This is a genomic window from Mycobacterium sp. IDUB_9, assembly GCF_055419505.1.
The window spans coordinates 318,506-330,992 of the sequence record NZ_JBVAXU010000004.1; the positions used below are offsets into that span (position 1 = coordinate 318,506).

Below are 12,487 nucleotides of genomic sequence, written 5' to 3' on the forward strand. Positions count from 1 at the left end.
CGGGGAATGATCAGGGTCTTTCTGGTCGATGACCACGAGGTGGTTCGCCGTGGGCTGATCGACCTGCTCAGCGCCGACCCGGAGCTGGACGTGATCGGCGAGGCCGATTCGGTGGCCCAGGCGCTTGCCCGGGTGCCGGCCCTGAAGCCGGACGTCGCGGTGCTCGACGTCCGGTTGCCCGACGGCAACGGCATCGAACTGTGCCGGGAACTGCTGTCGCGCATGCCCGATCTGCGTTGCCTGATGCTGACGTCTTTCACCTCTGACGAGGCGATGCTGGACGCGATCCTCGCCGGCGCCAGCGGCTATGTGGTCAAAGACATCAAGGGGATGGAGCTGGCCCAGGCGATCAAGGACGTGGGGGCCGGGAAGTCGTTACTGGACAACCGCGCCGCCACCGCACTGATGGCGAAACTGCGCGGCGATGCCGAGCGGTCCGACCCGTTGGCCGGGCTGACCCAGCAGGAACGGGTGCTGCTCGACCTGCTGGCGGAGGGTCTGACCAACCGGCAGATCGCGGCCCGGATGTTCCTCGCCGAGAAGACCGTCAAGAACTACGTGTCGCGGTTGCTGGCCAAGCTGGGCATGGAACGTCGCACCCAGGCCGCGGTCTTCGCCTCCACCATCGAGCGTCGCGATCGTCAGCGATGATGCCGGCGTGGCTGAGGTGACCGGACACGGCGCAGGGCCCGACGACGAGTCGCCCAACACGTCGTTGCGGAACACTCTGTCGCAGTTGCGGTTGCGCGAACTGCTCACCGAGGTCCAGGACCGTGTCGAGCAGATCATCACCGGCCGCGACCGGATCGACGGCCTCGTCGAAGCCATGCTCGCGGTGACCTCGGGCCTGGACCTCGAGGTCACACTGAGCACCATCGTGCGAACCGCGATCGAGCTGGTCGACGCCCGCTATGGCGCGCTGGGTGTCCGTGGCGACGACCATGAGCTGACGGAGTTCGTCTATCAGGGCATCGACGACGAAACCCGAGCCCTGATCGGGCATCTGCCTGAGGGGCGCGGTGTGCTGGGCGTGCTGATCGACGATCCCGAACCGATCCGGCTCGAGGACATTCACCAGCACCCCGCGTCGGTCGGGTTCCCGCCGAACCATCCGCCGATGCGGACCTTTCTCGGTGTCCCGGTGCGCATCCGCGACGAGGTGTTCGGCAATCTCTACCTCACCGAGAAGACGAACGGACAGCCGTTCACCGAGGACGACGAGGTGCTCGTCGGGGCCCTGGCGGCAGCTGCGGGAGTGGCGGTGGAGAACGCCAGGCTCTACCAGCTGTCCCGTGACCGGCAAGCCTGGATCGCGGCCACCCGCGACATCGGCACCGAGTTGCTCGGCGGCACCGATCCGGCCACGGTGTTCCGGATGGTCGCCGACGAGGCGCTCAAGCTGACCGGTGCCGAACGCATCGTGGTCGCCGTGCCCGGCAGCGATGTCGCTGCGGGTGAGGCCGACATCCTCGTCGTGGCCGCGACCGCGGGCAGCACGACCACGATCGACTCGATTCCGTTGGGCCAGGCGGCCGACGACGCAGTCGGCGCGGCGTTCCGCGACGGCACACCGCACCGGCTGGACCGCCTAGAGCTGGACGGCTCGGGTGGCCCGGCGCTGGTGCTGCCGCTGCGCACCATCGACACCGTTGCCGGCGTGCTGGTGGCGGTGCGCGCTGACGGAGCCCAGTCCTTCACCGCCGAACAGCTCGACATGGCCGCCGCGTTCGCCGACCAGGCCGCGGTGGCGTGGCAGTTGGCCAGCTCGCAGCGGAGCGTGCGGGAGCTGGAGATCCTGGCCGATCGCGACCGGATCGCCAGGGATCTGCACGACCACGTGATCCAGCGGCTGTTCGCCGTGGGCCTTTCGCTACAGGGCACTATCCCGCGGACGCAGTCGCCTGAGGTGCAGCGACGGCTCACCGACACCGTCGACGATCTGCAGGCGGTGATCCAGGAAATCCGGTCCGCGATCTTCGACCTGCACGGTGCCCAGGACGGTACGACGCGGCTGCGGCAGCGGCTCGATGAGGTGATCGCCCAGTTGGCCGACGCGCCGGTACACATCGGGACGCGGTTCGTCGGTCCGCTCTCGGTGGTCGAGGCGACCCTGGCCGATCACGCCGAGGCGGTGCTGCGCGAGGCGATCAGCAATGCGGTCCGCCATTCGGGGGCAAGTGAACTCACTGTCGTCGTGGAGGTGGCCGACGACCTGTCGATCGAGGTGTCCGACAACGGCTGCGGGATCGCCGCCGAGGTCACCGAGAGCGGGCTGGGGAATCTGCGGGCCCGCGCGTTGAGTGCGGGCGGCACGTTCATCGTGACCGACCGGCCCGGTGGCGGGACCGTGTTGCGTTGGGCCGCACCGCTTCCGGATTAATGCCGAGCAGACGCAAAACTGCCCATCTTCCGAAGAAAATGGGCAGTTTTCTGTCTGCTCGCGCAGAGAAGGTGAGGGGTTACTCGCCGTCCTTCACCTTCGCCATGGCGAGCACGTCGAGGCGCTTGTCCAGCTCGGCCTCGCTCAGCTTGTCGCCGATCAGGCCGCGGTCGATCACGGTCTGGCGGATGGTCTTCTTCTCCTTGAGCGCCTGCTTGGCGACCTTGGCGGCCTCCTCATAGCCGATCGCCGAGTTCAGCGGCGTCACGATCGACGGCGACGACTCGGCCAGCGTGCGCAGGTGATCCTCGTTGGCCACCAGGCCGTCGATGCACTTCTCGGCGAACAACCGGGACACATTGCTCAGCAGGGTGAACGACTCCAGCACGTTGCGGGCCATCATCGGGATGTAGACGTTGAGCTCGAACGCACCCGACAGACCGCCGACGGTGACGGCGGCATCGTTGCCGATGACCTGTGCGGCGACCTGGGTAACCGCCTCGGGCAGAACCGGATTGACCTTGCCCGGCATGATCGAGCTGCCCGGCTGCAGGTCCGGCAACTGGATCTCGCCTAGCCCGGTCAGCGGACCTGAACCCATCCAGCGCACGTCGTTGGCGATCTTGGTCAGCGACGCGGCGATGGTCTTCAGCGCGCCCGACGCCTCGACCAGCCCGTCACGGGCCGCCTGGGCCTCGAACGAGTCTGCGGCGGTGCGCAATTCGGCCAAGCCGGTCTGGTTGACCAGTACCTCGACCACCTTGGGGCCGAAGCCGTCGGGGGCGTTGAGTCCGGTGCCCACCGCGGTACCGCCGATGGCGAGCTCGCCGAGGCGGGGAAGGCACCCGCGCACCCTTTCTATGCCGGCCTCGATCTGGCGGGCGTAGCCGCCGAACTCCTGGCCCAGCGTCACCGGCACCGCGTCCATCAGGTGGGTGCGGCCGGACTTCACCACGGTCTTCCACTGCTTGGCCTTGGCAGCCAGCGACTCGTGCAGCACCTCGAGTGCCGGAATCAAGTGGCGCACAGCGGCTTCGGTGGCCGCAATGTGGGTGGCCGTCGGGAACGTGTCGTTGGAGCTCTGCGACATGTTCACGTCGTCGTTCGGATGCACGGTCACGCCGTTGCGTGCGGCGATCGAGGCGATCACCTCGTTGGTGTTCATGTTCGAGCTGGTGCCCGAGCCGGTCTGGAACACGTCGATCGGGAACTGGTCGTCGTGCAGGCCGTCGGCGATCTCGCCGGCCGCGGCGATGATGGCGTCGGCCTTCTCGCCGGCCAGCAGACCCAGGTCCTTGTTGACCTGCGCGCAGGCGGCCTTCAGCAGGCCCAGCGCCCGGATCTGGGTGCGCTCCAGCCCGCGGAAGGAGATCGGGAAGTTCTCCACGGCGCGCTGGGTCTGCGCCCGCCACAGGGCGTTGACCGGCACCCGGACCTCGCCCATGGTGTCGTGCTCGATGCGGTACTCGACAGCTCCGTCGGTATCGGTGCTCATGTTGCCCTTTCTGGCGAATTACGGGAGCGGGTAGGCGGCGGTCTTGTCGCCGGTGAAATCGATGGCGGAATACTCGTTGAGCTTCGTCAGCCGGTGGTAGGCCTCGATCATGCGGACGGTGCCGGACTTGGACCGCATCACGATGGACTGGGTGGTGCACCCGCCGGGGTAGTACTGCACGCCCTTGAGCAGGTCGCCGTCGGTGACGCCGGTGGCGCAGAAGAAGACGTTCTCACCCGAGACCAGGTCGTCGGTCGACAGCACCTGGTCCAGGTCATAGCCGGCGTCGACGGCCTTCTGACGTTCGGCGTCGTCGGTCGGGGCCAGCTGGGCCTGGATCGCGCCGCCCATGCAGCGGATCGCGGCTGCGGCGATGATGCCCTCGGGGGTGCCGCCGATGCCGGCCAGGATGTCGGTGCCGGAGTTGGGGCGGCAGGCCGAGATGGCGCCGGCGACGTCGCCGTCGGTGATCAGCCGGATACGGGCACCTGCGGCGCGGGCATCCTCGATCAACTGGGCATGGCGGGGCCGGTCCAGGATGCACACGGTCAGATCGCTCACCGAGGCTCCACGCACCTTGGCCACCCGCCGGATGTTCTCGCCGATCGGGGCAGTGATGTCGATCGCGTCGGCACAGTCCGGCCCAACGGCGATCTTGTTCATGTAGAACACCGCCGACGGGTCGAACATCGCGCCCCGCTCGGCAACCGCCAGAACCGAGATGGCGTTCGGCATGCCCTTGCTCATCAGCGTGGTGCCATCCACCGGGTCGACGGCGAAATCGCACTCCGGCCCGTCGCCGTTGCCGACCTCTTCACCGTTGAAGAGCATCGGTGCTTCGTCTTTCTCGCCCTCACCGATCACCACGACTCCGCGCATCGACACCGAGTTGACCAGCTCCCGCATGGCGTCGACAGCGGCCCCGTCGCCGCCTTCCTTGTCACCGCGGCCGACCCAGCGGCCTGCTGCCATGGCGCCGGCCTCGGTCACTCGGACGAGTTCGAGGGCAAGGTTGCGATCCGGGGCTTCTCCCCGCGTGGGACTCATGGCCCAGATTGTCCCAGAACGTGGTCAGGGTTTGGGAGCTGGGATACTGGCGAGCATGTCCTCCGAGCCGACCTCCCAGCCGACCCCGGTCCCGAAACCGGCGAAGTCGCGGTTACTGCAGGACGGCCGGGACATGTTCTGGTCGATGGCCCCGCTGGTCGTGGCCTGCATCGTACTGGCCGGGATGCTGGGCATGTGCTCGTTTCAGGCCGGTGGACCCGGGCGTGGCCCGGCCCCGGAATTCGATGCGCCGGCCGCGCTGCAGGCCGACGCCGACGCGCTGAAGATCCCCATCCGGATGCCCCAGCTGCCCGAGGGCTGGCAGCCGAACTCCGGCAGTCGCCACGGCATCGACGGCGGTGCGACGCTGCCCAACGGCCAGCACGGCCGTGCGGTGGCCTCACGCATCGGCTACCTGGCCCCGGACGGCAAGTACCTGAGCCTGACCCAGAGCAATGCCGACGAAGCCGCGCTGGTGGCCTCGATCAAACCGGATGCATACGCGTCGGGTACCCAGGACGTCGACGGGGTGACCTGGGTGGTCTACGAGAGCAGCGACCCGGAACCGGTGTGGACGACGAAGCTGAGCGGACCGGCACAGGTCGCCATTACGGGCGCCGCTGGTACCGATGAGTACCGTACGCTGGCGAGTGCGACGCAGAAGCAGTCGCCGCTGCCGCTCAAGAGGCCGTGACGCACTAACGGATGGAGCCCGTGTTGTCGTCGCCAGTTGCAGATCTCACCGGATGGACCGCCACCCCGTTCACCGCCGCCGATCAGACGTACGACGTGTACCGCAAGGGCGAAGGCCCCGGTGTCGTCCTGATTCCCGAGATTCCCGGCCTGCATCCCGGCGTACTCGCGCTTGGCAATCACCTGGTGGACAACGGCTTCACGGTGGCCGCACCATCACTGTTCGGCACCCCAGGCGCGGCCGCGGTACGCCCAGGCGCCATCGGAGTCATGGTGAAGGCTTGTGTGACACGGGAGTTTTCAGCGTTCGCCACCAACGCCGACCGGCCCGTCGCGCACTACCTGCGGGCACTGGCCCGCGATCTCAACGCCAACACCCCAGGTAAGGGTGTCGGCGTCATCGGACAGTGCTTCACGGGCGGTTTCGCGCTTGCCGCCGCGGTGGACGACAGCGTGCTGGCGCCCGTGCTGAGCCAGCCGTCGGTGCCGGTGGCCTTGACCGCGGCGCAGAAACGTGACCCGGGCATGTCGGAGGCCGAGCTCAAGGTCATCGAACAGCGCGTCGCCAATGACGGCCTGTGCGCGCTGGCGCTGCGGTTCAGCCAGGACAAGCTGGCTCCGGGGGAGCGGTTCGCCACTCTCAAGGCCCGCCTCGGTGACGCATTCGAGGTCATCGAGATCAACTCGAAGAAGGGCAACCCCGACGGTCTGTCGGCGGCGGCGCACTCGGTGCTGACCGACCAGGTACGCGAGGTCGACGGGCATCCGGCCTATGAGGCGCGTAAGCGCGTGGTCGCGTTTCTCACTGCGCGTCTGAGCGCGAATTAGGCGGAGGTGCGGCTGACGGTTCAGCGTCGGTTTCCGTCTTGGCTTCGGGCACGTCTCGGGGTGCATCGTCCTTGCGTCCGAGCCGTTTCTGGATCCACTCCCACACCCGTCGCCATGGCCGCCGGCCCGGTTCGTCGGGCTCGTCGGTCTCGAGCTCGACGCCCTTGTAGACGGCCAGGTACACGCTGACGGTGGTGACGATGATGATCATCAGGACCGGCCCGATCACCAGACCGAAGAAGCCGAACATCGAGATGCCGGCGAACACGGCCAGCAGCATCAGTGCGGGGTCGAGCCGGGCGGCCTTGGGCACCAGCCACGGACGCAGCAGGTTGTCGATGTTGGTGACCACCAAAAGGTGGAACACCACCACGAAGATTCCGCCGATGATGTTGCCGAAGAACATCATTCCGATACCGAACGGAATGGTCACGATGCCGCCGCCGAGCGGGATGACCGACAGCGCGGTCAGCAGGATCGCGAACACGAAGAACCCGTTGTGGAAACCGGCGATGTAGATCGAGATGGCCCCCGCCACGCCCTGGCAGAACGCGATCACGAACTGGCCCTTGACCGTTCCCTTCACCATGGCGCCGGTCTTGGCCAGGTACAGGTCGGTGATCTCCTCGCCGAGCGGGTTCAGCCGGCGGATCAGCGTGGCCATCTCGGCGTTGTTCACCAGCATCGAGATGAACACGTAAAGAAAGATGATCGACGACGTGATGGCGCCGACCATGCCGCCGACCGCGCCCTGCAGGATGCCGAGCAGCCATTCGCCGAGATGCTGAGACAGCTTGACCACGGTGTCGCGCAACGAATCCGCGGTGAGGTGGATGTCCAGGAAAGGCACCCGTCCCAGCAGGGAGTTGACGAGTTGCAGGGCCCGGTCGCCGAGCGTGCTGATGTCGGTGTCGGCGATCCAGGAGCTGACCGTGTTGACCAGCTGGGTGACCTGGACGATGGCCATGAACACGATGAGGGACACCGGGATGATCACCATGAGGATGGCAACCAAGAGCGTCAGTGTGGCAGACAGGCCGGTGCCGAAGCGGCGCTGAAAACGTTGGTAGAGGGGCGTGAACAGGTAGGCGCCGACGGCGGCCATCACGATCAGGACGAAGAAGCTGCGCAGGAAATACACCCCGAGCAACAGGGCGAGCACAGTGAAGACCGCCAGCGCCCGCTTCTGGGTGAGGGTGAACTCGTCTTTCATCTCCGACCCTTCCCGCCGTTGGGCTGACCTTATCGTCACGCCGGCGTGACGGTCGGCATTGAGCGTCAGTCCAGCGTGACGCTGGAGCCCAGAGCCGAGCGGCGGGCGGCCTGGCCGGCCCGCTGTGAGGCGACGAAGCGCATCGAGAGCCGCTGCATCAGGCCCGGCGCCAGGCGGGCGATCAGCCAGGAGGCATGGGCGCGACGGGGTTTGACCACGATGGCCTTGTTGCGCGCGATGGCGCGCAGGGTGTCGGCGGCCAACCGGTCGGCGTCGTAGGCGGTCTTGACCCCTTGGCCCTGAAGGAAGTAGTCGCGTCCCACGAAACCGCCGACCGCACCCTTGTCCAGGATCGGGGTCTCGACCGCGGCCGGGCACACCGCCAGCACGCCCACACCATGGGCGGCCGCTTCCGAGCGCAGGGCCAGCGAGAGCCCGACGACGGCATGCTTGGTCATCACATAGCTGGTGAGCTGGCCCGCGGCGGCCAGGCCCGCCATCGAGGCGGTGTTGATGATGTGGCCGTGGCCCTGCCGGATCATCTGCGGATACGCCGCAGCGACACCGTGGACGACACCGCGCACGTTGACGTCGATGATCGCGTTCCACTGGTCCAGCGTCAGCAGTTCGGTGTCCCCACCCCAGACGATGCCTGCGTTGTTGAACATCAGGTCGAGGCGACCCGTCCGCTCGACGACGTCGTCGACTGCCGCCTGTACAGCGGCCGCATCGGTGACGTCCAGACGTGCTGACCGTGCGCCGAGCGGGGCCGCAGTGCGGGCTGCGGCGTCCTCGTCGATATCGGTGCAGAGCACCTCGGCGCCGGCGGCCGACAGCGCGCGGCACAGCGCCGCGCCGATACCGGATCCGGCGCCGGTGACGATCGCCTGCTTGCCGGAGACGCGCGGCTTCATGCGCGATCCGCCTCCGGCTTCTCGCTGGTGTTCAAGCCTGGGCCAGCTTCATGACATGGCCGAGGATGTCCGGGTAGCGCTTGAGGTGCGCGCCGCCGTTGAGATCGAGTACCTCGCCGGTCAGCCATGACGCCTGCGGTGAACACAGGAACACCACGGCGGCAGCGATATCCTCGGGCGTTCCCCCGCGGCCCAGTGCGGTGTTCTCGATGTAGTCCTCGACCACACCGGGGATCATCGCTGCGGGATCGGTCAGCGGAGTCTTCACAAATCCCGGCGCGATCGCATTGACCCGGATGCCACGCGGCCCCATTTCCAGCGCGGCCACCTGCGTCAGCATCGACAACCCGGCCTTGGCCGCACAGTATGCGCTCATACCGGCGGCGGGCTGACGCCCGTTCAGCGACGAAATCGATACCAGGACACCGCCTTCGGGCAGGACCCGGCCGGCGTGCTTGGCGACGATGAACCCGCCGTTGAGACAGACGTCGACGACGGAGCGGAAGTCCTCGACCGCCAGGTCGGTGATCAGGCCGACGTTACTGAACCCCGCGCAGTTGAGCACGACATCAACAGAGCCGGCGCTGGCAACTTCCTCGAAGAGCTTCTGCACCGCGTCCTCGTCAGTGACGTCGACGTAGCAGCTGGTGTGCGGTGCACCGAGCTGGGCGGCCCGGGCGGCGGCGCCGTCGGCGTCACGGTCGGCCACCACGATGCGGCAGCCGTCGGCCGCCAGGGCCTGGGCGCTGGCCCATCCGATCCCCGAGGCCCCGCCGATCACGATTGCGACGCGTTGAGTGCTCATTCCTGATTTCCGTCCGGTCGATGGTCGCCCCACTTCTTGTCGATCGCGTTCCACGGATCGGCCAACTGCCCGGGGTAGTCCTTGTAGGCCGACTTCGACCGTAGGAACGCGCGGATCAGAGGCGCGGCCAGCCCGATCGGGAAGCGCTTCAGCCCGGCGTTCGCCCTGGTGTCGGCCAGCAGTTGGGGCCAACTGTGATGCTGGAACCCGAGTGCTTCCTGTGCCCGGGTGGTGTCCATCCAGTCGGTGGCGAACCAGGCGGCGTCATCGTCGGGGTTGCCGGGCCGGCCGATGGGCAGGCCTCCCTTGATGCCCATCGCCGCGGCCGCCTGCGAACCGACTGCGGACTGGATGTGCCGGTGCGTTTCGGCATCGCCGCCGATCAGCAGCACCTCGTGGTTGGCGGTGTCGGTCGGGACCGTGGTGGCCGCGACGAAGGCGGCCGCGACATCGCGGACATCGACGGTCTGCAGCCGGCCGTCGGTGGGTAGGACACTCTCGAACGAGATGAGGTCGACGTCCATGTCGAGGCTGAACTGCGAGCTCATCACCCCGCCGAGGCGCAGGATCAACCAGTCCAGCTTCGAGGCCCGGACCAGGGCTTCAGCCTCGACCTTGTGCGCGCCGTAGATGTCGGATGCGTTGGTCGGGGTATCGGGGGTGAGCACGTCGTCGATGTGGTGCGGATTGCGGGCGCCGTACACCGCGATGCTTGAGGCCTGGACGAACCGGGGTGGCGTGGGCTGGGCTTCGGCGGCCCGCAGCAGCGACCCCGTGGCCTCGACGTTCACCTTGCGGGCCAGCCCGCGGCGCATGTAGCAGAACGGCGGGATGATCGCGGCGAGGTGGATGATCGCGGCCGGCGCGACCGCTGCCACCAGTGCATCGACGGCGGCGGAATCGGTCAGATCGGCCCAGCGCACCTGTACGGAAGCCGGCAGCGTGGCAGCCGCCTTGCGGTTCGCCGGAACGTCGAGATCGGTCGCGACCACCGTGCGTCCGCCGGCGGCCAGTGCCTTCACCACCGCCGAGCCCACCAAACCGAACGCGCCGGTAACCAAAACAGCGTCGGACATAGGCCTCCTCGCTAGAACGTGTTGCAACCCTAGCGAACGGGGGTGTGGTGTGTGTCACCGCGATCCGGACAGGGTTCGAGTCCTCGCCGAGGGCCGTTCGCCCGGGGTTGCTCAGCAACGGCGGCACGGCCCTCGTACTGGTGCAGCGCCGGAGAGGGCGAATGTTGCTGCGGTTGCCTCAAAAGCATTGGTCAATGGCACGGTTGGCGGATAAGTGTGACCGGAATCATGCTGTACGTCGAGTGTGACGCATTTGCCGGAACGGTCGTCGTTACCGGATTTGGAAATTTGCCCGAGACCTATGCAAGGTGTGGCTGTAGGTATCGGCGAAAGTGAGCCAATCGCAGGCGTTTGTGATGTACTCGGTTGCACGCGTCAGTAATTGGGGAGGTGTGGGATGTCCGAAGATGTCGTGACGGGGGTTAACGACAGCGACTCCGGCGAAATTGCCGAAGAGGTTGCTGTGGGTTCCTCGGTGGTCGTGTATCCGGGAACTGACGACGAATTGCACGGCACGGTCGTCGAGGATTTCGCCGACTTGGCCGGGACCGCTGTCGAGGTCGCTGGTGAGCGAATCGTCGAGCCGGCGCGCCGGTGGGCAGTCAACCTCGACGACGGCGGCCTGGTGTTCGTCGACGACGACAGCATTGCGCTCGACACGCAAGCTGCCTGAGTTCCGGGTAGTTCACCGCACGCTCAGCGGAAGCTGACGTAACCGGCGCACCAACAGGCTGGGTTGCCATTCGGCGTCCCCGGCCGGATGAATGGTGTTTCGGGTGTTCAGTAGTGACGAGATCACGATCCGTGCTTCGAGCCGGGCCAGTGCGGCCCCGAGGCAGAAGTGCCCGCCCTTGCCGAACGCCAAGTGATTCTTGATGTTCGGTCGGTCCAGCCGGAACTCGTCTGGGTCCGCGAACACTGCCTCATCCCGGTTTGCCGCCCCCCACAGCAGCAGTAGGTGGCTGTCGGCGGGCAGTGAGACGCCTGCGAGTTCGGCATCGGCCAGTACATGCCGATAGTGGCCCCGGAACGGGGACTCGAACCGCAACACCTCCTCCAGGAATGGCGTGATCATTGCGGGATCCTGGCGCAGCAGTTCGGCGAGCTCAGGGCGCCGGCTCAGAATCCAGGCGGCGCTGCCGATCAACGAGGCAGTCGATTCGCCTCCCGCGCCCACCAGCTGGATCAGCATGAACACTGCCGAGTCACGGGACACGCGCTCTGCCGCACAGTAGGTCGCCAGGTCGCCCAGCAGATTCTCGCCCGGGTTTGCCGAAGCTTCGACGAACCGTTCGGTCAGGTAGCCGCCGAGTTCGACCGCCGCGATGCCCGACGCGGTCAGCTGGTCGGCATCGACCAGCCCGTCCAAGAGTTGGGTGCTGGCATAGGCCCACGTCACCAGCCGATCCACGTCCTCGGCCGGCACGCCCAGCAGCCGCGCGACCACCAACATGGGGAGCCGGTCGGCCAGGGCCGACATCCACTCGAACTCCCCGCCGGCCTCGGCGAGCAGGTCTGCGGCCGTGGCGGTGATGAAGGGCTCGAGTTCGGAGATGCGCTTGGCTGCCATTCGGGGCAGCACCAGTTTGCGATGGGCAGAGTGGGTGGGATCGTCGGCGGTGGCCAGCACGTGGATGGGGCCGCCGGGCTCGCCCATGCCGAACGCCGAGACGGTGCCGTCGGGCTGGGACCACATGGTCGCTGTGAGGTTCGACGAGAAATCGTGCGTGCGGGCGGTGGCCTCGACGACCGCGTCGAATGACGTCACCACGAAGAACGCCGAGTCGCCCACGCGTGCCACCGGTGCGTGTGCCCGCAACCGGTCGTAGAGCGGATACGGATCCTGCAGGCAGGCGGGCTCGAACAGTTCGTGTGCCAGGAGCATTTGGCCAGGTTGGCTGGCGATTCTCGGCGAGTCAACGAAGCTGGCAGATGTTGATACTCGCCTCTGGGGCTCGCGCTCCGAGGGTGTCTCAGTGCGGGCCAGTGACCTGCTAGGCGGCTGAGAATTATTCGCCGTTTTGTCTCATGATGCG

12 protein-coding genes are annotated in these 12,487 nt (G+C 67.1%); 5 read left to right on the plus strand and 7 right to left on the minus strand.

What is annotated here, in order from left to right; translation table 11 throughout:
- Nucleotides 1–6 precede the first annotated feature (6 nt).
- Together dosR and ACZY08_RS19625 are read left to right on the plus strand one after the other, a co-directional pair.
- Nucleotides 7–651 carry a hypoxia response regulator transcription factor DosR/DevR gene (gene dosR, locus ACZY08_RS19620; RefSeq protein WP_463746287.1) on the plus strand — a complete coding sequence of 215 codons (645 nt, stop codon included), beginning with the start codon at nt 7–9 and terminating at the stop codon, nt 649–651.
- Nucleotides 652–658: 7 nt separating this feature from the next.
- Nucleotides 659–2,380, plus strand: coding sequence for a sensor histidine kinase (locus ACZY08_RS19625; RefSeq protein WP_463746288.1), 1,722 nt, complete (start codon nt 659–661; stop codon nt 2,378–2,380).
- Nucleotides 2,381–2,459: 79 nt separating this feature from the next.
- Here the strand turns inward: ACZY08_RS19625 and ACZY08_RS19630 are convergent, their stop codons facing one another.
- Both ACZY08_RS19630 and glpX read right to left on the minus strand, forming a co-directional pair.
- Nucleotides 2,460–3,875: a class II fumarate hydratase gene (locus ACZY08_RS19630; protein WP_463746289.1), complete on the minus strand. Its 1,416-nt coding sequence runs from the start codon at nt 3,873–3,875 to the stop codon at nt 2,460–2,462.
- 18 nt (nt 3,876–3,893) lie between these two features.
- A complete protein-coding gene (gene glpX, locus ACZY08_RS19635; protein WP_463746290.1) occupies nt 3,894–4,922 on the minus strand; it encodes a class II fructose-bisphosphatase in 1,029 nt (342 codons plus the stop codon).
- A gap of 55 nt (nt 4,923–4,977) precedes the next feature.
- Here glpX and ACZY08_RS19640 point away from each other — a divergent pair, with 55 nt between their 5' ends.
- Nucleotides 4,978–5,616, plus strand: coding sequence for a DUF4245 domain-containing protein (locus ACZY08_RS19640; protein ID WP_463746291.1), 639 nt, complete (start codon nt 4,978–4,980; stop codon nt 5,614–5,616).
- Between the two features lie 23 nt (nt 5,617–5,639).
- Nucleotides 5,640–6,443, plus strand: a complete 804-nt coding sequence (locus ACZY08_RS19645) for a dienelactone hydrolase family protein (protein ID WP_463746292.1) — start codon at nt 5,640–5,642, stop codon at nt 6,441–6,443.
- On the opposite strand, the gene ACZY08_RS19650 is transcribed toward ACZY08_RS19645, so the two are convergent.
- From ACZY08_RS19650 to ACZY08_RS19665, 4 genes are all read right to left on the minus strand, one after another.
- Nucleotides 6,418–7,656: an AI-2E family transporter gene (locus tag ACZY08_RS19650; RefSeq protein WP_463746293.1), complete on the minus strand. Its 1,239-nt coding sequence runs from the start codon at nt 7,654–7,656 to the stop codon at nt 6,418–6,420. The genes ACZY08_RS19645 and ACZY08_RS19650 overlap by 26 nt on opposite strands.
- A 65-nt stretch (nt 7,657–7,721) precedes the next feature.
- The gene (locus ACZY08_RS19655) at nt 7,722–8,570 is read right to left on the minus strand and encodes an SDR family NAD(P)-dependent oxidoreductase (protein WP_463746294.1); all 849 of its coding nucleotides are present in this window, start codon (nt 8,568–8,570) and stop codon (nt 7,722–7,724) included.
- A 31-nt stretch (nt 8,571–8,601) separates the two neighbouring features.
- Nucleotides 8,602–9,375 (minus strand): SDR family NAD(P)-dependent oxidoreductase, encoded by a 774-nt coding sequence (locus ACZY08_RS19660; RefSeq protein WP_463746295.1) that lies wholly within the window; start codon nt 9,373–9,375, stop codon nt 8,602–8,604.
- Nucleotides 9,372–10,451: an NAD-dependent epimerase/dehydratase family protein gene (locus tag ACZY08_RS19665; RefSeq protein WP_463746296.1), complete on the minus strand. Its 1,080-nt coding sequence runs from the start codon at nt 10,449–10,451 to the stop codon at nt 9,372–9,374. Before ACZY08_RS19665 ends, ACZY08_RS19660 begins: the two co-directional genes overlap by 4 nt.
- 397 nt (nt 10,452–10,848) lie before the next feature.
- On the opposite strand from ACZY08_RS19665, the gene ACZY08_RS19670 reads away from it, so the two are divergent.
- A complete protein-coding gene (locus ACZY08_RS19670) occupies nt 10,849–11,124 on the plus strand; it encodes a hypothetical protein (protein ID WP_463746297.1) in 276 nt (91 codons plus the stop codon).
- Nucleotides 11,125–11,136: 12 nt separating this feature from the next.
- Here ACZY08_RS19670 and ACZY08_RS19675 read toward each other — a convergent pair whose 3' ends face one another.
- Nucleotides 11,137–12,336, minus strand: coding sequence for a cytochrome P450 (locus ACZY08_RS19675; RefSeq protein ID WP_463746298.1), 1,200 nt, complete (start codon nt 12,334–12,336; stop codon nt 11,137–11,139).
- Nucleotides 12,337–12,487 lie beyond the last annotated feature (151 nt).